The following is a 23,119-nucleotide window of genomic DNA, read 5'->3' as shown; positions in this document are numbered from 1 at the left end:
CGGGTGCATCCCGCAGGGGGGATGGGGCTTTCCGGTCACACCAGCCGCACCCGGCGCGGATCGCGCAAGAGCGTCCGGGCGATGACCATGCGCTGGATCTCCGAGGTGCCCTCCCCAATGCGCCGGCTGCGGGCGTCACGGAACATGCGCTCGATGGGCAGGTCCTTGGAGAGCCCGATGGCCCCGAAGACCTGCAGGGCCCGGTCGGTGACGCGGCCCAGCATCTCCGTCCCGAAGGCCTTGACGATGGAGGCCTCCTGGCGGACGTCCAGGCCCTGGTCGAGCTTCCAGGCGGCGTGGTAGGTCATGAGGCGTGTGGCGTGGATCTCCATCGCCGACTCGGCGAACATCCACTGGACGGCCTGCCGCTCCGCAATGGGCGCCCCGAAGGTGACGCGGTCGCGGGCGTAGTCGATGGCCAGCTCCAGGGCCCGCTCCGCCATCCCCACCGCCTTCGCCCCGTGGAAGATGCGGTCACGGGTCAGGTGCTGCTGCGCCAGGCGGAAGCCTTCGCCCACCGGCCCCAGCACGTTGGCGTGCGGCACGCGGCACTCCTCGAAGATCAGCTCCCAGGGGCTGTCCGCCACCATCAGCTGGAACTGCCGCCCCAGGCGGAAGCCCGGGGTGCCGCGCTCGACCAGGAAGCAGGTGATCCCGCCGCGCGCCCGCTTCTCCGGGTCGGTGAGGGCGAAGACCTGGACGACGTCGGCCTTGTCCGCTCCACCGACGAAGACCTTGCGGCCGGTGAGCACCCAGTGATCCCCGTCGCGCACGGCACGGGTGCGCATGTTGCCGGCGGCGTCCGAGCCGCCCCAGGGTTCGGTGAGCGCGAAGGCGGTGCGCTTCTCCCCCCGCACGATGGGGTCGAGGAAGCGCTCGCGCTGCTCGGGGGTGCAGTGGTAGAGCGCGCCGATGCGGGGCGTGAGCACCGACGGGGCCCGCAGCGGCGGCACGGTGGAGCGGCCGAGTTCCTCCCACACCATCACCATGCCGAGGTTGGGGAGTCCCTGCCCGCCGAACTCCCGGCGCACGTCGAGCGCCCACAGCCCTTCTGCCTTGGCCTTCTCCTGCAGCTGGCGGCGCAGGTCGTCGGGGAGGTCGGGCGCCTCCGGCAGGGTGCGCTCGAGGGGCAGCAGCTCCCGCTCCACGAAGGCGCGGACACGCCGCCGCAGCGCCTGGTACTCCTCGGGGACGGTGAACTCCACGGCTGTGCCTCCTGCGTGTTCGTGTCGCGCAGCGTCGCGGTCGTGCGCGCGCTGGGTCGGGTCGGACGCCGCGCTGGGTCGGGTCGGACGCCGCGCTGGATCGGGTCAGATGACGCCGCCCTGGGTCAGGACCGCCAGCTCCTCTTCGCCGTAGCCCACCAGGCCCAGGTAGACCTCACGGTTGTGCTCGCCCACGCGCGGCACCGGGGGCAAGGGCACGCGGTGCCCGTTCAGCAGGAAGGGGCCGCCCGGCACGCCGACCCATCCGTGCCCCGGTACGTGCGCCTGCACGACGAACCCGCGCGCGCGGGTCTGGACGTCCTCCAGGTACTCGCGCGGCGTGTTCACCGGGGTGATGCACAACCGCCGGCGCTGCCCTTCCAGGTAAAGCTCCTGGCGGGTGAAGCGGGCGAAGAAGCGGGCCACCACCGGAGTGATCTCCTCGACGTGGGCGCGGCGGTAGAGGCCCTGGCGGTAGCGCTCGTCGGCCAGCTCCGGCGGGTGGCCCATCCACTCCAGCAGCCGCTCCCACGACCCCGGCATGGTGTCGGCCACGTAGGCGTGGACGTAGCCGTCCTTCACCCGGAAGACCGACCCCGGGACCGCCACCATGTGCTGGCTGCCCACGCGCACCAGGTCGCGCCCCTCGTCCGAGGCAGTGGAGATGGTGTGCTCCTCGACGGCCAGGGCCTCCTGGACGGACACCTCCACCTCCCGGCCGCGCCGCGTGTGCGCGCGCTCCCACAGGGCCACCAGCACTCCGAAGGCCAGGTAGGCGCCGGCCAGGTCGGCGGCGTGGTGGGGCGGGGCGGCCACCGGCGGCTCGCCCGGCCTGCCACTGATGTACATCAGCCCGCTCTCGGCGAAGGCCACGAGCTCGTTGGCCGGGCGGTCGGCGTCCGGGCCGCTCAGGCCGAAGTCGGCGATGCTCCCCACCACCAGGCGGGGAAACGCCGGGTGGAGGTCCTCGAAGGTCAGCCCCAGCCGCCGCCGCTCCCCCGGCGGGCCGGCCACCAGCAGGACGTCGGCATACGCGGCCAGGCGGAACAGGGTGTGGCGCCCGGCGGCGACGGCGAGGTCCAGCGTGACCGCCTTCTTCCCGGTCCGGAAGTAGAGGTCCGCGGGCGTGGGCGCGTCGCGGCGCCGCTCCGGCGGTTCGATGAGGATCACCTCGGCTCCCAGCCCGGCCAGCAGGCGTCCGGCATAGGCCACGCGCCGGTCCGCCACCTCCAGCACCCGCACCCCGCGGAGCGGCTGCGGTAGCGGCAGGCGTGGGACCGCCTCGGGGAGGGCCGCGGTCTCCGGCCGCCGCACACTCATCCCGGTCCCTCCCCGACGCCCCGCACGCTCACACCAGCACCTCCTCGGCCCGGTAGCGCTCGATCTCCTCGGCGTTCAACTCCAGGACCTCGCGCAGCACCGCCTCGGTGTCCTGGCCCAGCGTCGGTGCCGGACGGCGCGTCGCGGCTTCGTGGCCGACCAGGCGCACGGGAGCCCCCGGGTAGCTGATCGGCCGGAAGGCGGGGTGGTCGACGTGGTGGATGAAGCCGCGCGCCCGCAGGTGCGGGTCGGCCAGCAGGTCGCTGCCCTTCTTGACCTGCCCTGCCGGCACGCCCGCGGCCCGCAGCAACCGGACGACCTCGGCGGCCGGGCGCCGGCGCGTCCAGGTCTCCAGCGCGGCGTCGAGGGCCTGGCGGTGGAGCGTGCGCTGGGTGCGGTCGCGGAAGCGCGGATCGAGCGCCCATTCGGTGCACCCGGTGGCCCGCACCAGCGCCTCCCACTCCGCCTCGGTGCGGACGGTGATGACGCACCACTCGTCCTCGCCGGCGCAGCGGTAGCACCCGCCCGGGGCGTACTCCCGGCGGGTGTTGCCTACCGGTCGGGCCTCGCGGCCCAGCAGCAGCCATTCCAGGTACGCCGGGCCGAGCAGGGCGGCCGTGGCCTCGGCCTGGGAGACGTCGACGTAGAGGCCCTCGCCGGTGCGGGCGCGGTGGTGCAGGCCCGCCATGACCGCCACCGCAGCGTGGACGCCGGCGATGTAGTCGGCGTGGGCGGTCTGGGAGCCGACCACCTCGTCGGCGCCCGGCGCGTTCCACAGGTAGGTGAAGCCGGTGAGCGCCAGGATGGACGGGCCGAAGGTGACGAAGTCGCGGTGCGGGCCCGTGGCTCCGAGCCCCTGCATGCGCACGACGACGAGCCGCGGGTAGCGGCGGTGCAGCGTCGGCCAGTCGAGCCCCCACTGGGGCAGGACGCGGGCGCTGAAGTTCTCCAGGAGCGCGTCGCTGCGGGCCAACAGCCGCCCCAGCAGCTCGCGCCCCCGCGGCTGCTGCAGGTTCAGGGTGAGGGAGCGCTTGTTGCGGTTGAAGTCGCCGAAGGCCCGGGTCAGGTAGTTCGTCGCCGCCTCGCGCCGCCGAAAGCCGTCCATGCGGTGCCGGGACTCCACCTTGATGACCTCGGCGCCGAAGTAGCTCAGCAGCAGGGTGGCGAAGGGCCCGGCGATCATGTGGCCGAGCTCCACGACGCGCACCCCGGCGAGCGGCCCCGCCGCCGGTGGGCGCTCCGGTCGGTCGGTGCTCATCGCCCGTCCCCCCCGGCCGCCGCTCGCCCGTCCCCCCCGGCCACCGCGGCGGCGGCCGCCTGCGCGCAGAGGTCGTCCTGCTCACTGGTGCCCCCGCTCGTCCCCACCGCCCCGACGAGGGTCCCGTCGACGAGGAGCGGCACACCCCCGCCGCTGGCCAGGATGCGCCCCTGCGCCACGGCGGGGGCCTGCATCCAGAAGTCACTGGTGGTCAGGCGCGGCGCGATGGCGCTGGTGGGGCGGCGGAAGGCGGCCGCGGTGAAGGCCTTCTTCAGGGCCAGCTCGGGGGCCAGGAAGATGGCCCCGTCCATGCGGACGACGACGACGGGATGGCCCGCCGCGTCGACCACGGCGATCCCCAGGGCCACCCCGAGCCGCACCGCTTCCGCCCGCGCGGCCTCCACGGCAGCCAAGGCCTGAGCCAGGCTCAGACCGGTCATCGGGTCACCCCTCTTCCCACCGCCGACCGGCTGCCCGCAGCGGGGGCGGAGACGCTGGCTGCAGAGGCGTCCCCGTCGCGACGGATGGTCGAGTAGAACGGCAGCAGTTTCCCCCCCGGCGTCTGGACGGGCTCCCGCCGCAGAACGCGGACCGTCTCCCCCTGGCCGGGGAACCAGACCTCGGAGAGCCCGACGCCGGCGCGCCACAACTCGTCGATGAAGGTGCGTCGCACCGCCTCTTCGTCCAGCGCCCCGACTTCCGGGCTGACCACCAGGAAGAGGCGGGTGAGGTGGTCTTCATCCTCCGTCTCGAGGAGCTGGTAGTCCAGACTGCTCCCCCCGAATGTCCGCGGGAGGACCTCCTCGACGATGCGCACGGCTTCCGTCCCCAGCACCGTCGCCCCCTCGCCGGTGAGCTTGGTGAAGGAGCGCACCTGGGCCAGGTGCCGGTCGAGCCCGAGGCTGTCCAGCGGACACCCGCAGCGGCGCGACGTTACCGTGCCGAAGTCGTCGCTCTCGACGTTCAGCATGACCTTGGGCGCAAACTGCAGCAGCGAGGTGAACATGTACGCATCGCGTTCCCCGATCCCCGGCATGGGCCGGCGGTTGAGGATGAGCGCAAAGCTGTCGGCCATCAGGTGCATGTCGTCGACGCTCCCAGGACGGCCACACCCGACTCCTACCGCGCCCCCCTCGGTGAAGACATAGCGCGGCCAGACCCGGGCGCCGCTGCGGCGAATCTCCTCCGCCTTGCCCTCTGTGAGCGGCTCGGACCCCACGAAGAAGTCCACCCCCTCCAGCCGCTCCCCGCGGCGCCGCGCCAGCGTGGCCACCCGCACCGCTCCGCTGGGCGTGGAGATCACGGCGCATCGGCCGAAACGGTCGCGCGTACGGAGGACCGCCTCCAGGACAGGCTCCGGGGCCGACAGGGGCGCGTGCTCCGGGACGGGCAGTTGCCACCCCCGCCGGCGGGCCACCAGGCGGGCCAGCGTGATCAGCCAGCGGTGGCGCGGCGCGACGGAGGGGCCGCGCGGATCGGTGACGGTGAACCATCGGACCGCCGGTCGGCCGATGTGGGCCAGGGCGAGCCAGAAGAAGACCCCCGATCCGGAGGGGAAGCCCGGCAGCCAGACCACAGGCGGGGCGTCCACCCCGGCGGCCTGGAACATCAGCTGGAAGGCCACGGCCCGGTTCTCGGCGATGGTCCTGAGGGCGACCACCACCGGCGTGCCGCGGCTGCGGGTCCCCCCGCTGCGGACCTCCAGATCCACGTCGCGGAGGGGGTTGTCGAAATCGGCCCGGGTGAACCGGAAGGTCCGCCCGCCGCGCACGACCTCGCGACGCCCGTTGAACTCCTCGTAGGAGAGGTAGACGCCGGCGTCACGCAGCTGGGCCAGCGCTCCCTCGAGACCGTGGGCGCGGACGGCCTGTGCCAGGGCCGGCCGGTCGCACCCGACAGACTGCAGCAGCGCGCGGTACGGACTGTGGGGCACACCGAAGATGACCCGGTCCACGTGGGCCAGGAAGCGCTCCTCGCGCTGCTCCAGGCGCTGACGGACGAGAGCCGCCGCCCGCGCCGGGGTCAGGGGAGTGGCGAAGAACTCGCCCAGGCTGCGCAGCAGCCGCGGGGTGCTCATGAGGTCTGCAATGGTCACGTCAGCTCCTCACCGCCTCTGTCGAGATGGCCTCCCCCCGCGGGCTGATGTCGCGGGGGAGCACGTGGATCTGCTCGACGACCATCTGCGCCAGGTCGCCCTGCCAGAGTTGTTCCGAGAGCACCTCGTCCGGCATGCCGGCGATCTCCTTGGCCAGGTCGACCAGGTCGGCCACCCGCCGGTAGTACTCCGCGGCATGCTCCGGCAGGGCGCTGCGGATCCGCTGCTCCAACGCCACGCGGGCGTGGAGAACGTACTCGTCCACCACCTTGCGGAGCAGCCACCGGCCCCACGCGCTGAGGTGCAGCAGGCGCCGCTCGGTGGCAAAGGCCAGGTCGCGTCGGCCCCGCTCCTCCTCTACGGCCCGGTGGACCTGCTGGATGCGGACGATGATGTCCACCGCCTCCAGGGCGTTCTCGTCCGTCAGGCCGGTCGCGCCCATCACTTCCTGCAGGTCCAGGAACCGGGTCTCCAGCTCCCGCAGCCCCCGGTGCAGCCCCCGGATGTCCGGGTGATGGCCTCGGTGTACGAGCGTCATGATGGCGTCCCCCCCAACGCGCTGACGTCCTGCCCGCCTGTCCACGACCCCTGTGCCAGACCGGCGCCAGCTCCCGCCCATTCGAGGGTCGCTGGGACAGATGTGGCCTCGCAGATACGGCGGAGCAGCGAGCGCACCCCGTCGGCGTCCATGGCCTCCACCCGCGCCTGCAGCTCACGCAGCGCCAGGCGCAGGGTGACCTCGTCTACGGTCCGAGACGACCGCACCTCGCCGATCCCATCGAAGGCGGTGGGGACGAACTCCTCGTCCGTCCCCACGAGCTGCTCCTGGAGTTTCTCGCCGGCACGGATGCCGCTGAAGACGATGGGGATGTCCCGATCGTCCTCCAGCCCCGCCAGCCGGATGAGGTCCCGCACCAGGTCGACGATGCGGATGGGGCTGCCCATCTCGAGCATGAAGACGCTGCCCGGGGCGGTCATCAGCGGCGTCTGCAGGACGAGCAGCACCGCCTCGGAGATCGTCATGAAGTAGCGCGTCATGTCCGGGTGGGTGATGGTCACCGGACCCCCGTTCCGGATCTGCTCCAGCATGAGGGGGATCAGGCTACCCCGGCTGCCCAGCACGTTGCCGAAGCGCACGGCCAGGAAACGGGTGCGCTGCCGGGCGCCAAAGGCCTGGACGATCAGCTCGCCCACCCGCTTCGTCGCTCCCAGGACGTTCCCCGGGTGGACCGCCTTGTCGCTGGAGATGAAGACGAACGTCTCCACGTCGTGGCGCAGAGCGGCCTCGGCCACCGTGAGGGTGCCGAAGACGTTGGTCTTCACCGCCTCCTCCACTTCGCGCTCCATCATCGGGACGTGCTTGTAGGCGGCCGCGTGGACGACGACCTCGGGACGGCCCGTGGCCATGGCCCAGTCGATCTTCCGGGCGTCCCGGATGTCCGCCAGCATGACCTGCACCGGCGCCTCGGGTCGGGCCTGCAACAGCTCCTGCTCGAGCTCAAAGAGCGCGCTCTCGTTGATGTCGGCGGCGATCACCAGAGCCGGCCGGAAGCGGGTGAGCTGGCGCACCACCTCCGCCCCGATCGACCCGGCGGCCCCGGTGACCAGGACGCGCTTGCCCGTGAAGTAGGTCCGCAGCGCGTCGTACTGGATGCGCACCGGGGCGCGTCGCAGCAGGTCGTGCAGGTTGACGTCGCGGATGTCCTTCAGGGTGGCGCGCCCCGCCAGCCACTCGTCGACGCCGGGCAGCACCTTGATGCGCTGGATCCCCGTGGCCCGGGCCTGGGCCACGATCTCCCGGAGCCGCGGCGCGGGGACCGACGGCATGGCGATGAGGACCTCCTCCACCGCCTGCTCGCGGATCAGGCGGGCCAGCGCGTCCGTCCCCCCCAGGACGCGCACGCCCCGGATGAAGGCGCCCCGCTTCCCGGGATCGTCGTCGACGAACCCCACCACCTGGTAGAGCTCCCGGCCGGACTCCTCGATGGTCTGGAGGATCCGGTTGCCGGCCGCCCCCGCTCCGACGATGAGCAGCCGGGTGCCCCCGCGACCCCGCATGCGCAGCGCGTGGCGGTGGAGGGCCCAGCCGCGCCGGCTGATGCGGAAGAGGGCCACGCCCCCGCTGCTGAGCACGTAGTCCAGGATCAGCACCGACCGGGGCAGGTCGCCGTAGGCGTCGACCGTGCGCAGCATCAGGGCTGCGCCCAGGATCATGAGGGAGGCCAGGGTGTTGGCCTTCAGGATGTTGAGGAGGTCGGTCAACCCCACGGTCCGCCAGGTCAGGTGGTAGAGCCGGTAGGCCGCGTGCCAGCCCAGCCGTACCGGCACCACCAGGGCCAGCAGGTAAGGGATGTCCCGGAGGTAGCTCGGCGGGATCTCCCCGTCGAAGCGGATCAGGAAGGCCGCCCAGACCGACAGGCTCCAGATGAGCAGGTCCCCGACCAGGAAGATCAGGGCGCGCCAGGTCGTGGTGGGGTGGAGCCTAGGCAGGGGCACGGATGGCCAGTGCCTCCTTGAGGGTGCGGACAACATCCTCGACCTCCTCCCGCGTCAGGCCCGCGAAGAAGGGCAGGGCCAGCCCGCGCAGGGCGGCCGCCTCCGCCACCGGGAAGTCCCCGGGGGCGTACCCCAGGACCCGCAGGTGACGAAACAGGTGGACGGCAGGGAAGTAGGGGCGCGCGCCGATCCCGCGGGCGAGGAGGTGACGCTGGACGGCATCGCGCACCTCGGGCGAAGGGAGCCGCACGACGTAGACGAACCAACTCACGTCCGCCCAGGGGGCGGCAGTGGGGCGGACGACCTCGGGCACGTCGGCCAGCAGGACGTCGTACCACTCGGCGACCTGGCGCCGTCGGGCCAGGAGGGTGGGCAGCCGTCGCAACTGCGCCAGCCCGAGCGCCGCGGAGAGCTCGTCCAGCCGGTAGTTGAAGCCCAGCGCCTCGTGCGCCAGCCACTCGGCGTCCGGATCGCGCCCCTGGTTCCGGCCGACGCGGCAGGCCCGCGCGATCCCGTCGTCCGAGGTCACGACCATACCGCCCTCGCCGGTGGTGATCTGCTTGTTGGGGTAGAAGGCGTATACGGCGGCATCGGCGAGGGCGGCCTCGCAGACCCACGCCTCGCGGGCGGCGGACCAGTAGCGCGCCCCCAGCGCCTCACACGCGTCGTGCACGACGGGCAGGCCGAAGCGGTCACGCAAACGGACGAAGCCGTCCATGTCCACCGGGTGGCCGAAGACGGCCACGGGCAGGAGCGCGCGCAACGGCGCCCCGGTGACCCGGTGGACCAGCGTCCCGCCCCGGCCCGCGTAAGTACGCTCAATGTGCGCCTCCACGGTGGCGGGGTCGAGGTTGAGCGTCTGCGGGTCCACGTCGACGAAGACCGGCCGGGCCCGCTCCATCAGGACGACATTGGCGGTGGCGACGAAGGTAAAGGGGGTGGTGATGACGTCGTCTCCGCTCCCCACTCCCACTGCGCGCAGGGCCAGGTGGAGCCCTGCGGTCCCACTGCTCACGGCGATGGCGTACCGGCTGCCCACCGCAGCGGCAAACTGCCGCTCGAACGCTCCCACTTTCGGCCCCATGCTCAGCCATGGGGTGTCCAGCACCGCGAGGACCTCTTTGCGCTCCTCGTCTCCGATGTCGGGGCGAGAGAGCGGGATCCTCAAAGGCTCCATCGCCGTCACCTCGATGTCACCTCGATTCCCCGACCGGTGCGCTCCGCCACCGCCGCCAGGTCGGACGTAGGGGCAGCGTCGGATCGGCGGCCACCACCTGCAGTCCCGCCTGGGCCGCCAGCCCCAGCCGCAGCGAGCGCAGGGCCAGATAGGCGACCCCCGTGTGGAAGGCCGCCCGGGCCCGTCGCGGACGGATGGCCGCGGTCGCCGTAATGAGGGGATGGGCGAGGACCAGATCGAGGAGGCGATGGCCTTCCTGCACCAGTCGGGGCAACTCTCGCCCCACGGTCTGCGCACACCGCACGCCCACCGGCAGGAGCCGGTGGAGCAGGCCCAGGTAAGTCTGCGGGCGCTCCGCCGCCTCCGGCCACGACGCCAGCGCCTCCGCCAGGCGGTCGACCGCGGCCTGGTGATGGCCCTGCCGCCAGTGCGTCATGGCCGCCCGGACGACCATGCGGTACTCGGCGACGGGTGCCAGCGCCCGGAGGCGGTGGGGGAGCGGCAGCGTGGCCAGCGCCTTGGCCAGGACGCGCCGCTCCCAGGCCAGGTGGCGTTCCGGGTCGGCGGCCAGGCTCTCCCCATGGACTCGTCGGTATACCAGGATCCGTGGCACGCAAGCGAAACGGATGCCGACCGCCGCTGCCCGGAGCAGGAAGTCCCAGTCCTGCGCCTGGCGCAGCGTCTCGTCGAAGAGCCCCACCCTCCCGAACACCTCGCGGCGCAACGCCACCATGGAGAACTGCAGGGACCCGCCCATCAGGAACACCCGCTCCAGGGTGTCCCCCGCCGGAGTGGGGCCCATGCCTCCGGGGAGGACCCGTCCGTGCGGCTCGATGTACCGGGCCCAGGCGTAAGCTCCGTCGACCCCCCAATCGGCGAGCAACGCTCCGACGACCGCGTCGAGGAAGTCCGGTAGCCAGAGGTCATCGGCATCGAGGAACGCGATGATGGCGCCACGCGCGAGCCGGATACCCGCATTCCGGGCCGCAGGGAGTCCGGCATTGGGCTGGTACAGATAGCGCACCCCGGGGCCGAAGCCCTGCACCACCGCCGCTGTGCCGTCGGTGGACCCGTCGTCCACCACCAGGAGCTCCACGTCGCGGAAGGACTGAGCAAGGACACTCCGGATGGCCTCGCCTACGTAGGCCTCGGCGTTGTAGGCGGGGATGATCACGCTGACCGTCGGCGCGCTCACTTGAACGACACCCGGACCGGCAGTTCCTGCGCGTCGGTCCTGTCGGCGGCACGGCCCTTCGCCGGCCACCAGGCGGCGGCGTCGGGGACCAGCCACGCCACCAGCGCGCGGCGAAGGCGCGGCCACAACGGCGCGAAGGGCGTGAAGGCCAGGATCAGCAGGTCGGTCGCCCACGTCCGGCGCTGTACGTAGGCCAGCTCGACGGCGATCTTCCGGGGCAGGATCTCGTTGAAGTATGTCCGCAATGGGTCGGCGGCCTGCGCCAGCAGGCGCTCTTCGTCATGGAAGGCCAGGCTGGCGATCCCGGTGAGTCCCGGTGGCTGGCGGTAGACCAGGGCGGCCAGCGGGCGTGGAATGGCGGCGATCTCATTGGGCGTCAACGGGCGGGGGCCGACGAAGGTCATCTCCCCGCGCAGGACGTTGATGAGCTGGGGCAGCTCGTCGAGCTTGAGCGTCCGCAGCACCCCGCCGAACCGGGTCACGCGCGCGTCCCGGGCCACCGTGACCGTGGAGCCTTGGTCCGCGCCGTCGACCATCGTCTGGTACTTGAACAGCCGGAACGGCCGCAGGTCCTGGCCCAACCGCTCCTGGACGAAGAAGGCGCGCCCCGACAGGGAGCGGTTGGCCAGCGCGAGCAGGAGCATCACCGGAGCGGCCAGCACCAGGAGGACGGCGGCCAGCATCGTGTCGAGCAGGCGGCGACGGTCCATGTGGGGTCAGAGACGCCTGGGGGTCCGCCGGGGACCCCGGCAGTCACGTGCGCTTGACCGGGACCTCCCGTAGCGGCGCAGGCACGCCGGGGGTGGACCGGCGCCATCCGTGGCGCATCCCCCTCCAGAGCGCGCCGCTCACGCGGGCAAGCAGCGGGAACGGGTCGTCGAGGGCGGCCCAGGCCGCCTCGCGCACCCCCCGCAGCGCCCTCGCCCATCGCCAGACTTCCCCCGGCCGCCGGGCCGCCAGCAGGTATGCCACATCGTCCTCCAGCCACCAGCGGCGCCCGGGGACGGGCCGGAGCTCCGGGACGGACTGGTCCGTGAGGTCCAGGTAGTACGCCCGGGCGAGATCCATACCGTCCGGCCCGGTGAAGAGACGGAAGGTCGCGCCGAGCCGGGGGTTCACGTCGAGCAGCCGGTAAGTGCCGTCGCGCGGGTCGACCGCGTAGTCGACGTCCACCAGCCCGCGGTACCCGCAGCCGCGCAGGAACGTCACCGTCACCTCGGCCAGCCGGTCCTGCGGCCGCACCACGGCCAGGGAGGCCACGCCGGCCGGGTCGGGATGCTGCCGCAGCTTCATCCCCACCGCGACGCGGACCTGCCGGCCGTCGCCTCCCAGGTAGGCATCCACCATCCAGACTCCCTCGCCACCCAGGAACTCCTGGAGGAGCAGGTTGCTCCGCTCGGCGGGTCCGAGGCGCTCGACGTAGTCCAGCAGCGCCCGCGCGCGCCGGAAGACCCGCCGCGTCGTGCCCATCGGTCCGCTCGGGTGGGCAGCCTTGGCGATGACGGGCAATCCGGCCTCGGCGAGGAAGGCAGCCGCCTCCCGGCGAGAGCGGACCGTCGCCGTCCGCGGCACCGCCACCCCCGCAGCCCGGGCTAGCGCGTGGAGGCGGCGCTTGTCGACCAGGGCCCGCACGAGGTCCGCCGGAACGCGGGGAAAGAGGAACTCCGGACCGAGGGTCTCCGCGTACTCGGCGAGGAGCAGCGCCGTCTGGTCCGTGGTGGGCAGGAGCACCACCGGAGCCCCCAGACGCCGCTGCACCGTCTGCAGGAAGAGCACGGCGTCGTCGGCCAGCCCGGGACCGCACCGCCAGCGGAGACACCCACGCCAGTACCGGGAGCGCAGCACCGGGCTCGGTGTCTGGCGAACCGCGTACACGGGGATGCCGAGCCGTCCCAGGCTGCGCGCGGCCCCCAGCCCGCCGTAGCCCGGCTCGAGGATCAGCACCGGGATGTCGCGTGCCCGCGGCGGCCTCATGAGCGCCCGGGGACCCCCGCGGCGACGGCCGGAACGTCCCGAACGTAGACGGCGGCGCGCTCATGCGGGTGGATCTCGAGCTCTCCGTGCAGCCGGAAGCCCGCACCCTCGTACAGGCGGCGCGCCTCCCCGTTGTCCGCGGCCGTAGTCACGCGGACGGTGGTCACGCCGCGCCGGCCGAGCTCAGCCAGCACGGCGGCCACCAGCGCCCGCCCGATTCCCCGGCCGCGGGCGGAGGGCGCTAGGGCGATCGAGGCGAGCTCGGCCCGGGGGAGCTGGCTCGCGGTGACGTACCGCCGGGTCTCGAGCAGGCGGCGCCACCGACGGCCCGACCACGCCCGCACCAGCAGCGGGACCGCCGACCAGGGCGCGGGGCGCACGAAAGCCCGGTAGAACCGCGGCCAGTCGGTCACCGCGCTGGCGAAGCCCACCGGCCCCTCGCCGTCCTCCGCCAGCACGACGAACCCGACGCCAGACGTGATCAGCACCCGGTAGAAGCGCGTCACAGCCGCCTCGCCCAGATCACTGAGCAGCCCCCAAGGGATCTGGCTCCGGTGCAACGCGGCGATGACTCCGATGTCGGCGGCGTCAGCGAGGTGCAACCGCACCGGCGACCCTCCGGACCTCCCACAGGCGCTCGTAGACCCTCAGGGTGGTCGCGACCACCCGGCGCTCGTCGAACTCGGCCAGCGCCTTCGCGCGGCTGCGCGCGCCGAATCGCTCGCGCAGCGCAGGGTCGCCCAGTAGCCGGCGCACCCGCTCAGTCAGGGCGCCGGAGTCACGGGGCGGCACGAGGAAGCCGTTGTGGCCGTCCTCGACGACCTCGCGGCACCCGCGGATGTCGGTCAGGACCATGGCCCGCCCCATGGCCGCCGCTTCCACCGCCGAGCGGGGAAACCCCTCGCGGTAGGAGGGGAGGACGAAGACGTCCATCGCCGCGTAGAGGTCGGGCATGTCCGTCCGCAGACCGAGGAAACGCACCCGGCAGCGGCGGGCGACGTCCTCGAGCACCGGGGACGGGATCCCATCGGGCTTGCCGGCCTCGACCGGGCCCACGACCAGGGGCACGACGCGGGCGTCTTCAGCGGTGAGGGCCGCAGCCATGGCGAAGAACTCCCTGAACCCCTTCTCCCAGACCAGGCGGCCAACCGTGCCCACGACCAGCGCCCCGTCGGCGATCTCCAGGCGGCGGCGCACCGCGCGGCGGTCCACGCGGGCGGGATCGAAGCGCGAGAGGTCCACGCCGTTGCCCAGCCAGGCGGAGCGCTCCGGGGTGGTAATGCGCTCCCGGAGGAGGGTGGCCAGGTCCTCACGGCTCTGGCACAGGTCGAAGTCCCCCAGCCGCGCCCCGGCCCGTTCGAGCACGACGAAGGCGCGACGCCGCAGCCATGAGCCGTCCAGGCCATACAGACCGTGAAAGGTGTTTACCACGACCGGCACACCGACCAGCCGGGCCGCCAGCCGCCCGAGCATGCGGCCCTTGGGGGTATGGGTGTGGACGATGTGCGGACGGTGACGGGCCAACACCCGGACGAGTCCCCACAATGCCCTGAGGTCCCCGAGGGGCGCCCACCGACGCTCCAGGCCCGGGACCGCCGCGTGGGGGATGCCCGCCCGTGCGAGGTCGTCGGACCAGGGTCCCGGGGCGCTGACCGCCAGGACGTCGAAGCCGGCATCCTGAAAGGCCCGTAACTGGTCCAGCAGCAGGAAGCGCAGGCTCAGGTCGGCGGTGGTGATATGGGCGAGCCGCAGGAGGGCCAGCCGCTGCGCCGGAGGCCTGGACACCTCCACCGTGGCGTGGGTGGTCATCGGCCGCCGCCCTCGCCCAAGGCATCGCCGGCGCGCACGGGGCCGGCCATTACACCTCGCCGCGTGCCCAGCCGGAACCGGAGCAGGTCGGCCAGCGAGGGCCAGCCGTAGTAGCCGACCACCCCGTCGCGGCGGGGCGCCGCTGGCGGAAGGGCCCCGGAGACCGCCGCGCGGGCCAGGACCTCTGCGAGGAGCCGACCGCCCACCTGCCGCTTCTCGATGAGGACGTCGAGGAGGCGGCGCCGTCCCAGGGGCACCCGCGCCTCCGCCACGACCGCGCCCGTGTCGATCCCCGCGTCCATCCGGTGGACCGTCGTGTATCCCCACGGCTCGCCGTGCAGCGCCTCCCAAAAGGTGCCGAAGAGCCCCCGATAGGTGGGAAGCCGCCCGTGGTGGACGTTGAGGGCTCCCCACCGCGCCAGCGCGAGTGTGGACGGCTTGAAGATCTCCGGCGATCCCACCGAGACCAGGACGTCCGCCTGCGCGTCGCGGAGGGCCTGGTGGCCTTCTCCCCGGTTGAGGCTGCCCACGTGCTGTCCCCGCGTGGCGTCCGAGAGGGGCAGGAGCGAGTCGGCGGGTCGGCGGAGGCGACGCCTCTGCTGCCACCAGTACACGGCGCCGCTGGGACCGAAGAGCAGCAGCCCCTCCGCAACCCGCCGCACGGCCGACACGCGGCGGCGTGGGCGCAGGAAGAAGACCGCGATCGCCGAGGGCCCCCCGGCTGTCCGGTAGGCCTCCCAGAACACCGGGGCGAGCGGATCGTCCGCGGTAGTGGCGATCACGAGACGCACCGGGCCACCTCAGCGACCGTTGCCGGTCGGTATCCTCTCCGTAGGACCCCATCCGCAAAGGCCGCAACGCCGGGCAGCAGGTGAGGTCCGGTGGCACGCGTGTGCCGCACGGGCGTGCCGGGGGGGAACGTCAGCGCGTCGGAGGCCACGAACTCCCAGGGGTGGCAGTAGAAGTTCAGGACGGGTGACGCCCGCCCGATCAGGTCGGCCACGGCCAGGGTTGCCCGCCATCCCAGGAAACGGACAGTGCTCATGTTGAGCGGCAGCAGCCAGGCCGAGGGAGGAACCTCCAGCACCCTCCCCCTGCCGCGGCGCCCGGGCCGGTGCGGGTCTGGCCGGTACGGCGCCAGCGGGGCGAGGAAGTAGTCGAGGTGGTTGATCATTCCCAGGAGCCCGTCGAACCGGCGCGTCGGGACCGACGAGTCCACCACGTACCCGATCTCCTCCAGCAGGTGCAACGTGGCGCCGTCGATCCACAGGTACGGCGCCCGGAAGGCCCGCGGAAGAGCACCGATGATTCCGGCCACAGCATCCGTGGCCTGCCGGAGCCAAGTCCGGCGGCGGTCCACCGGCGTGAACCGGTAGTTCTCGGCCATGAAGACCGGCATCGGGTGCTCCCAGCCGTGGACGCCGATCTCGTGCCCCTCGGCGTGGGCCCGGCCGATGGCCTCCGGGTGGTGCAGGGCGAACATCCCCGTCGTGAAAATCGTGGCCCGCAGCCCCAGGGCATGACAGAGGTCGAGCAGCGCCAGCAAGCCGGGGCCCGAACCCGGGACCCAGTCCGCGTCCACGGTGAACAGGAAGTGCCGGGCATCGCTCACGGGAGTGTCGGCCGGGTCCGCGGGCGCAGGGTCTGGGTCCGTTCGCGGAGGCCGGCGTAGGCCGCCGTCAGGTTGAGGGGCAGACGCCCCCGCGGGTGGTCGATGCCCACGGCGTGACGGCAGAGACGGTAGGGGTCGCGTCGACCGAGCCGGTTCACGCCGGCCAGGGTCGTGAAGGCGGCCACATAGCCCAGGCGTCGGAGCACCGGTTTGGCACGGTCGTCCACGAACCCGTAGGGGAAGGCGAAGCACGGCACGCGTCCGGAGGGCACGTGTGCGCGCAGGTCGACATCGCCCGTCTCCAGTTCCGCCTCCAGGGTCGCCGGGTCGACGGCGGGCAGCGCCGGGTGGGTCCGGGTGTGGAGCCCGATGGCCACCCCCGCCGTGGCCAGCGCCGCCACCTCGGCCCAGCTGAGGACTGCGCACGCGGCTCGGTCGATCCGCGGGTGCCCGACCTGTTCGAGCAGGGCCTGCCGCCGGTCCTCCAGTGCGGCCGGCGCCAGTGGCCGCCACAGACGGATGAGAGCCCGCGCAGCGCGGTGACGGGCGGCTGGTGTGTCGAGGGCGAAGGCGTGGTTCGTCACACGGACCTGCGGCCGGTCGGTCTGCCGCAACGCCTCGTACACCTCGTCCCACCAGAAGAGCCGATCCGTCCCCGGGAAGGCCGTGGGGACGAAGAGCAACGCCGGGACCCGGTAACGCTGCAGCACCGGCCAGGCGTGGGTCAGGACGTCCCGGTAGGCGTCGTCGAAAGTGACCAGCACCGCGCCGCGCGGAAGGGAGGCCTCCTTCCCCAGGGCGGCCACCACCTGCGCGGCGCTCACCGGGGTGTAGTGGCGACGCATGTAGGCGATCTGGCGGTCGAACTCCGCCACTGTGGCCGAGAGCAGGTGCGGGTCCCCGGCGAAGGGCTGCCCCGGGGCGAGGAGGCGGTGATAGACCACGACGCGCAGCACGCCGTCGCGCCCGTCCGCCACCCGCAGGAGGTACACCGGCATCCGGCCGAGCAGGTTCTCGACGGCACGTCGCAGCATGGGCACCGGATCAGTCGGGCTGGAGGAGGTCGCCGAGGATCTGGTCGGCGACCCGGTCCCAGCGGAAGGTCTGGCGCGCGACCTCGCTCCGGCGGGCGGCCCGGGCGGCAAACGTCGGGTACTCTCGCACCAGCCGGTCGAGGGCGGCAACCAGGCCGGGGACGTCGCCGGGCTCCACCACCAGCCCCGCCTCCTGCACGATCCAGCGCTGGTTGCCCACCGTGGTGACGATGCAGGGCAGGGCCTTCCACATCGCCTCGATCAGGCAGATCGGGACTGCGTCCCGGTGCGTGGGCAGCACCAGGGCATCCGCCTGCGAGTAGAAGTCGTCCATGGCGCGGTGGACCGTCCGACCGCACACCCGCACACCGGGCGGCAGCGGACCGCGTGGCGTCGCTCCCACTACCAGCAGCTCGAGGTGCGGGTGGCAGCGACGGACCTGCGCGAAGGCTTCCAGCAGCTGCGGACCGCCCTTCCGTTCCCACTCCAGACCCACGAAGAGCAGTCGGCGGCAGGTCCGCGAGGCGATGGGGTCGGTCAGGGGGGCGTTGGGCCCCGCTCCCACCACGCGGATGCGATCGCGCGGTATCCCATAGGCGCGCTGCAGCCACTGGGCCGTCGTCGGCCCCATCGTGTAGACGCGCGCGGCGTTACGCAGGAAGCTCTCCTCGCGGGCGAGCCATCCCGCGGAGAAGCGGGAGGCCAGATGACCGCCCATGGCCGCCCCTTCCCGTGCGACCCGGTCGGTGTACACGGCGTACCGGACGCCCTCGGGGAGGATCACCGGGGTCATCGCCTGGACGAAGAGCGCCGGGCGTCCCCGCCCCACGCCGGCCTGGCGCAACCGGCGCTCCACCGCCACCGACCAGGCCCGCGTGCGCACCCAGGACACTCCCCGACCCGACCGCCGCGCCTCGGCCAGGGCACGGAGCCGGGCCGGCAGGAGCGTGACATCGCGTGCCAGCGGGAGCACGTTCAGGACGGCCAGCGGCACCCGGTGCGCCATCGCCCGGCGCAGGGAGACCGCCGAGCCGGAGAACGTCCCAAACTGGACGAAGTCCAGGAGGGGCTCCCCTGGCAGGGCGCTCCGCCTCGCACTCCGGTCAGTCCCTGGCCGCGATGTGAGCAACGAACTCCTCCCAGGCCAGGACGGCGTCGCCGTCCCCCCAGCGACGCACCCAGGCTTGGCCAGCGTCGCAGAGCCGGCGTCGCCGCGCGTCGTCCGCCAGCAGGCCGAGGGCCGCCTCTGCCAGCGCCTCCGGCGCGCGCAGCGGGACCAACGCCGCCACGCGGCCGTCGTCGGTGAGCTCCCGCAGCGACGGGATGTCCGAAGCCACCACCGGCGTCCCTGCCGCCAGCGCCTCCATCAGCGCATTGGCCGCACCCTCGAAGAGCGAGGGGAAGAGGAAGCAGTCGGCGGCGGCCAGCAGGTCGGGCACGTCGTGCCGTTCGCCCAGCAACGTGACATGATCCGCCACTCCCAGCGCCTCGGCCAGCGCGGTCAGGGAGGGCCGCAGCGGCCCCTCGCCCACGATCACCAGGTGGGCTCCCGGGCGGGACGCCAGGATGCCCGGCATGGCGCGCACGGCGTACTGCTGTCCCTTCTGGGGCACCAGGCGGCCGACGTTGAGCAGCAGCGGGTCGGCGTCCGGAAGCCCCAGCGCCGCGCGCACCGCTTGGGCGGAAGGGCGCTGGCCGTTGGGGCTCAGCAGCAGCGGACGGCGAATGACCCGAACCCGCCCGGCTGGAATCCCCAGCTGGCGCACCGCCGAGTCGCGCACCGTCTCGCTCACCGCCACGAACCAGGCGCCGCGCCACCGGGCGGTGGCCGCATCCAGCGTCCGGGCCAGGGAGACCTTGAGGGGCGAGAGCCGGGGGTTGTCCAGCCGCCACTCCGGCTCGTAGGCCGTGTTCACCAGGGTCGTCACCACCGGCAGGCCACTCCAGCGGCCGATCAGGCGGGCCAGGACGCCGGGCCGGTACAGGCAGGCGTGGAGCACGTCGGGGTAGACGCGCTGCACCAGACGGCGAAGCGGCACGAGCGGACGCAGGAAGTCGCGTTCCGCAGGATACCCCAGGGTGTACACCGGGATGCCTGCCGCCTCCAGGGTCTGCGCGAACCGACCCGCCGTGCCCAGCCCGCAGACGTGGTGGCGGAAGCGTCTCCTGTCGGACCGGAGCACCAGGTGGGCCAGGTGCTGCTCCGACCCACCGGTGCCCAGCCCCTCGATGAGATGCAGGACCGTGACGGGCTTAGCCATCGAGGGTCGGGGGGGCCGCGCGGAGGGCCGCCAACCGGGAGCGGAAGACCTCCTCGCCATCCAGGTACGACCGGAGCCGCGCGCGGAAGAACCAGAGCCCGTCACTGCGTTGGACGGGCTGGCGCCAGAGAGCCAGCGGGTCCAGGGCTCCATAGGGGTTCTTGCCACACCCCCCGCGGACGGCGCTCTGGAACCGCTCGCCCACCACCCCCCGGACCTCGGGGCGCCACCGTCCCCAGGGATAGGCGAAATGCCTGACCGGCTGTCCCAGCCGCTCCTCGATCAGCTCCTGGCTGCGCCGCAGTTCCTCGCGGACCGCCGGCAGGGGCACCACCGACAGGTCGGCATGGGTGTGGGTGTGAGAGCCGACGGTGATGAGCCCCGAGGATGTCATCTCACGGAGCTGCGACCAGGTCAGCGGGCGTCCCGGCGCGTCCGCCCAGCGCTGCACGCCGAAGTCGAAGGGTCGTCCCTGCTCGACGTACGCCGTCGCCACGTAGACCGTGGCCGGGAGGCGGTACCGGTGCAGGATCGGGAAGACGTGGTCGTACGTCTCCCGGTAGCCGTCGTCGAAGGTCAGCACGAGGACGTCGCCCGGCGGGGTGGCGCCGTTGCGTCCCAGTGCCAGGGCCTCCTCCAGGCTGACCACACGGCAGCGGGCCGCCAGGTAGGCCACCTGACGCGCAAAGGTCTCGACGGGGAGGTCGATCTCCCGTCGCGTCCCCCCGCCCACCCGGTGGTAGACCAGGATGACGATCCCCGGTCGCCGTTCGCCGAACGCCAGGCCGTAGGGCAACACGGCGAGCTTGACGGCACTGAGGGTCAGGTTCACGATGCGGGCACGATGGAGCCGAGGATCCGGCCGGCCACCGGCGGCAGGGCGTCCCGCAGCACGGCGGCCAGGCTCCGCACGGCATCCCGGTGGAAGACCCACAGCGCGGCGCCGTAGGCCAGGGCGCCGGCCCCGATCAGCACCGCCAGGACCACGACGCCCGGCAGGCCGTGTCCGGCCAGCAGCCAGCGTCCCGCCAGCACGATGACGGCCATGATGAGGGACGCCGCCAGGCCGGGCATGCTGGCATCGAGCAGCTCGCGCGCGGTGGCCCCTGTGGTTTCGTGGACGTAGCGCAGGTCCACGGGGAGGAGGACCAGGCCGGCCGCGAGCGACCCGATCGCCACGCCCAGGATGCCCCAGCGCAACCCCAGGGCGAATGCGGGCAGGTAGAGCAGCACCCCCAGGAAGCTCCGGCGCAGCTGCAGGTCGGCCCGCCCGCCCGCCTGGAGGCCGCTCGGCGCGATGGCCGTCATCATCCCCACGATGCTGGTGAGCGCCAGCACGGTGACCACCGGTGCAGCCGGCGCCCAGCGCCGCCCGAAGACCACCTGGATGGCCACCGGCGCGACGAGGGCCAGTCCGGTCATGACGGGCACCTGCACCATCGTCACGTAGCGGGTCGCCAGCAGGAAGCCGCGCTTGAACCGCTCTCCGTCGGTGTGGAGTCGGGAGAGCGCCGCGAAGAGCACACGGTGCGCGACCGCGCTGAAGTCGTTGAGAGGGATGGCGAACATGGTGTAGGCAAACGCGTACAGCCCCAGCGCGGCCGAGCCCAGGTAGCGGCCGATCAGGATGTTGTCCATGTTGCCGGTGAGGTAGCGAAAGAGGCGCGACAGCAGCAGCGGCCCGCCAAACGACCACAGGTCCAGGAACTTGGCCCACGAGAAGCGCAACCGCGGTGCCCAGCCCGTCGCCCGGTAGAGCAGGAGGGTGCTGGTGACGGTCCGGGCGATCTCCCGCCCGACCAGTGCCCACACGCCTAGGTGGTGCCACGCCAGCAACACACCGGCCAGCCCGGCCACGACCGAGGCGGCGATGGACCGCAGGCTGAGCGCCCGGAAGTCCATGCGGCGGGTGATCATCGCCACCTGCGTCGCGGATCCCGCGGCGATCACGAAGCGGAACGACAGGAAGAGGATGACGAGGCCCACGCGCGGCTCGCGCAGCAGGGCCCCCAGGAGCTCCCCCGAGAGGGCCACGAGGGCGGTGAGGAGCGCCCCGGACGCCAGGTTGGCCCAGAACGCCGTGGAGAGGTACTCGTCGTCCACCTCCCGACGCTGCACGATGGCCGCCCCCAGCCCCAGGTTGGCGAAGATCCGGAAGAAGGCGGTGGAGGTGGCGGCCATGGCCAGCAGCCCGTAGTCGTCCGGGAAGAGGAGGCGGGCCAGGACCACGGACGCCGCCAGGTCGACGACGCGGCTGCCCAGCTGGTCGATGGCCAGCCATCCCGCCCCCCGCACCGCCGCGATATCCACACGGCGCGGTCCCGCTGCAGGTGCAGGAACCCTCATGGCGCAGTCCTGGTCGCGGGCGGCCGGTGCTGGAGGCGGGCTGCCGCCGGGCGACGCGGCGTCGGGGGCAGGTAGGCCAGGAGCATGAAGAAGAACGGGAAGAGCTGCGCCCGTTGCCGGGCGATGATCCCGAAGTTGCCGATGGCCGTGAAGAAGAAGATGAAGAGCAGGGCGTAGACGACAACCATAAGCACGTAGCTGTGGCGGAAGACCGCCCCCAGCGCGGCCCGGACGCTCCGCAGGCGGTAGAGGGTCAGGAGCAGCAGCGCGAAGCCTTCCGCGGCCGCCAGGCGGGCGTTGGCGTTGTGCGCCTCCCAGGGGAAGGGCCGGAAGAGCACTGTGGGGATGGCCAGGGCGACCCCCACCGGCGAGCGGGGGTTCACCTGCTGGAACCCCGACTCGCCGAATCTGGCGGTGAACTCCTGCTGCCGCTCGATGAAGGCGAAGACCTCCTCCGTCCCCAGCTCCTCCAGCCCCACGTACCCGCGGGCCGTGCTCACGATCAACACCGAGACCGCCGCCACCACGCCGATCCCGGCCACCCGGAGGATCGGGGTGAGGAGCCCCGCCCGGATGGGCAGGATGAGGGATGAGGCCGCCAGCGCCACCGCGAAGACAGCCGCGAGGTGCGGGCGGATCGGCAGCATGCCCAACAGGCCCAGCGCCAGCCATCCGACCGCCGGGAGGCCGAGACCGTGGCGCAGGCGGGCGGCACCGTATGCCGCCATGCCGAGGAAGAGGACCATGAGGGCGTCTTTCCCCAGGCTGCTGGTCCAGAGCAGCATCGACGGGAAGAGGAAGATCAGCAGCATGTACAGCCGGTGGTGCCCGAGCGGGAACGCCATGCGGAACGCCAGGTAGAAGAAGAGCAGCCCCACCATGCCGAGCCAGGTCCAGAGGATGGAGATGCCGGAGAAGCTCACGCCGAAGGCGTAGTAGACCAGGCCGGCCAGGAGCCGGATGTAGGCCGTCCCGTACTCGCCCAGCTGCGGCCACTCTCCGCGGGCCAGCTCTTCGGCGATCCGCTGGCCGGCGTTGTTGTAGGCGAAGGCATCGGCCAGCAGGCCGCCCAGGAAGCGGTAGGTCATCGCCCCCAGCTTCAGCGCGAAGCTCAGCCACAGCACGACCAGGAGCGCCCGTCCCAGCGGGTCCCGGGACGCCACACGGGTGAAGAGGACGAGGGAGGTCGCCACCAGCACGGTGAGGATGGTGGCGGCGCGCGTGGCCTCCAGGTCCTTGGACCCCAGCAGCAGCCCTACCCCCAGCGCCGCGGCCGCGAAGAGCGGCAGTGCCAGGACCGTGCGCACCGTGGAGCGGGAGAAGACGACGGAGCTCAT

General features: G+C 72.7%; 21 protein-coding genes. All 21 read right to left on the bottom strand.

The features are described 5' to 3' along the window. Positions 1–35: 35 nt before the first annotated feature. Positions 36–1,205 (bottom strand): acyl-CoA dehydrogenase family protein, encoded by a 1,170-nt coding sequence (locus RB146_02630; protein MDQ7827876.1) that lies wholly within the window; start codon positions 1,203–1,205, stop codon positions 36–38. Between the two features lie 105 nt (positions 1,206–1,310). Further along, positions 1,311–2,525 (bottom strand): CaiB/BaiF CoA-transferase family protein, encoded by a 1,215-nt coding sequence (locus RB146_02625; protein ID MDQ7827875.1) that lies wholly within the window; start codon positions 2,523–2,525, stop codon positions 1,311–1,313. Positions 2,526–2,553: 28 nt separating this feature from the next. Then, complete coding sequence (locus RB146_02620) at positions 2,554–3,783, bottom strand: CoA transferase (GenBank protein MDQ7827874.1); 1,230 nt, start codon at positions 3,781–3,783, stop codon at positions 2,554–2,556. Then, positions 3,780–4,223 (bottom strand): heme-binding protein, encoded by a 444-nt coding sequence (locus tag RB146_02615; protein MDQ7827873.1) that lies wholly within the window; start codon positions 4,221–4,223, stop codon positions 3,780–3,782. The genes RB146_02620 and RB146_02615 overlap by 4 nt, the downstream gene beginning before the upstream one ends. Continuing rightward, on the bottom strand, positions 4,220–5,878 hold the full coding sequence (locus RB146_02610; protein ID MDQ7827872.1) for a hypothetical protein: 1,659 nt from the start codon (positions 5,876–5,878) through the stop codon (positions 4,220–4,222). Before RB146_02610 ends, RB146_02615 begins: the two co-directional genes overlap by 4 nt. A 1-nt stretch (position 5,879) precedes the next feature. Beyond that, a complete protein-coding gene (locus tag RB146_02605; GenBank protein ID MDQ7827871.1) occupies positions 5,880–6,416 on the bottom strand; it encodes a hypothetical protein in 537 nt (178 codons plus the stop codon). Beyond that, the gene (locus RB146_02600) at positions 6,413–8,374 is read right to left on the bottom strand and encodes a nucleoside-diphosphate sugar epimerase/dehydratase (GenBank protein ID MDQ7827870.1); all 1,962 of its coding nucleotides are present in this window, start codon (positions 8,372–8,374) and stop codon (positions 6,413–6,415) included. The genes RB146_02605 and RB146_02600 overlap by 4 nt, the downstream gene beginning before the upstream one ends. Then, positions 8,361–9,551 carry a DegT/DnrJ/EryC1/StrS family aminotransferase gene (locus tag RB146_02595; GenBank protein ID MDQ7827869.1) on the bottom strand — a complete coding sequence of 397 codons (1,191 nt, stop codon included), beginning with the start codon at positions 9,549–9,551 and terminating at the stop codon, positions 8,361–8,363. Before RB146_02595 ends, RB146_02600 begins: the two co-directional genes overlap by 14 nt. A gap of 16 nt (positions 9,552–9,567) precedes the next feature. Further along, on the bottom strand, positions 9,568–10,746 hold the full coding sequence (locus RB146_02590) for a glycosyltransferase (protein MDQ7827868.1): 1,179 nt from the start codon (positions 10,744–10,746) through the stop codon (positions 9,568–9,570). After that, positions 10,743–11,456 (bottom strand): sugar transferase, encoded by a 714-nt coding sequence (locus RB146_02585; protein ID MDQ7827867.1) that lies wholly within the window; start codon positions 11,454–11,456, stop codon positions 10,743–10,745. Before RB146_02585 ends, RB146_02590 begins: the two co-directional genes overlap by 4 nt. A gap of 43 nt (positions 11,457–11,499) precedes the next feature. Next, the gene (locus tag RB146_02580) at positions 11,500–12,720 is read right to left on the bottom strand and encodes a hypothetical protein (GenBank protein MDQ7827866.1); all 1,221 of its coding nucleotides are present in this window, start codon (positions 12,718–12,720) and stop codon (positions 11,500–11,502) included. Next, entirely contained in the window at positions 12,717–13,328 is a 612-nt protein-coding gene (locus RB146_02575) for a GNAT family N-acetyltransferase (GenBank protein ID MDQ7827865.1), read from the bottom strand. The genes RB146_02580 and RB146_02575 overlap by 4 nt, the downstream gene beginning before the upstream one ends. After that, a complete protein-coding gene (locus RB146_02570; protein MDQ7827864.1) occupies positions 13,309–14,529 on the bottom strand; it encodes a glycosyltransferase family 4 protein in 1,221 nt (406 codons plus the stop codon). The genes RB146_02575 and RB146_02570 overlap by 20 nt, the downstream gene beginning before the upstream one ends. Then, the gene (locus RB146_02565; protein ID MDQ7827863.1) at positions 14,526–15,320 is read right to left on the bottom strand and encodes a formyltransferase family protein; all 795 of its coding nucleotides are present in this window, start codon (positions 15,318–15,320) and stop codon (positions 14,526–14,528) included. The genes RB146_02570 and RB146_02565 overlap by 4 nt, the downstream gene beginning before the upstream one ends. Further along, entirely contained in the window at positions 15,308–16,141 is an 834-nt protein-coding gene (locus tag RB146_02560; GenBank protein MDQ7827862.1) for a polysaccharide deacetylase family protein, read from the bottom strand. Before RB146_02560 ends, RB146_02565 begins: the two co-directional genes overlap by 13 nt. Beyond that, a complete protein-coding gene (locus RB146_02555; GenBank protein ID MDQ7827861.1) occupies positions 16,138–17,175 on the bottom strand; it encodes a polysaccharide deacetylase family protein in 1,038 nt (345 codons plus the stop codon). Before RB146_02555 ends, RB146_02560 begins: the two co-directional genes overlap by 4 nt. A gap of 10 nt (positions 17,176–17,185) precedes the next feature. Next, a complete protein-coding gene (locus RB146_02550) occupies positions 17,186–18,304 on the bottom strand; it encodes a glycosyltransferase family 4 protein (GenBank protein MDQ7827860.1) in 1,119 nt (372 codons plus the stop codon). Continuing rightward, positions 18,279–19,436, bottom strand: coding sequence for a glycosyltransferase (locus tag RB146_02545; GenBank protein MDQ7827859.1), 1,158 nt, complete (start codon positions 19,434–19,436; stop codon positions 18,279–18,281). The genes RB146_02550 and RB146_02545 overlap by 26 nt, the downstream gene beginning before the upstream one ends. Continuing rightward, positions 19,429–20,268 (bottom strand): polysaccharide deacetylase family protein, encoded by an 840-nt coding sequence (locus tag RB146_02540; GenBank protein ID MDQ7827858.1) that lies wholly within the window; start codon positions 20,266–20,268, stop codon positions 19,429–19,431. Before RB146_02540 ends, RB146_02545 begins: the two co-directional genes overlap by 8 nt. Then, the gene (locus RB146_02535) at positions 20,265–21,746 is read right to left on the bottom strand and encodes a lipopolysaccharide biosynthesis protein (protein MDQ7827857.1); all 1,482 of its coding nucleotides are present in this window, start codon (positions 21,744–21,746) and stop codon (positions 20,265–20,267) included. The genes RB146_02540 and RB146_02535 overlap by 4 nt, the downstream gene beginning before the upstream one ends. Before the next feature lie 32 nt (positions 21,747–21,778). Then, entirely contained in the window at positions 21,779–23,119 is a 1,341-nt protein-coding gene (locus RB146_02530) for a hypothetical protein (GenBank protein MDQ7827856.1), read from the bottom strand.

Source organism: Armatimonadota bacterium, from assembly GCA_031081585.1.
Lineage (GTDB): Bacteria > Sysuimicrobiota > Sysuimicrobiia > Sysuimicrobiales > Humicultoraceae > Geohabitans > Geohabitans tengchongensis.
The sequence above is the reverse complement of the archived record's forward strand: the minus strand, read 5'-3'. Positions and strand labels throughout refer to the sequence as shown.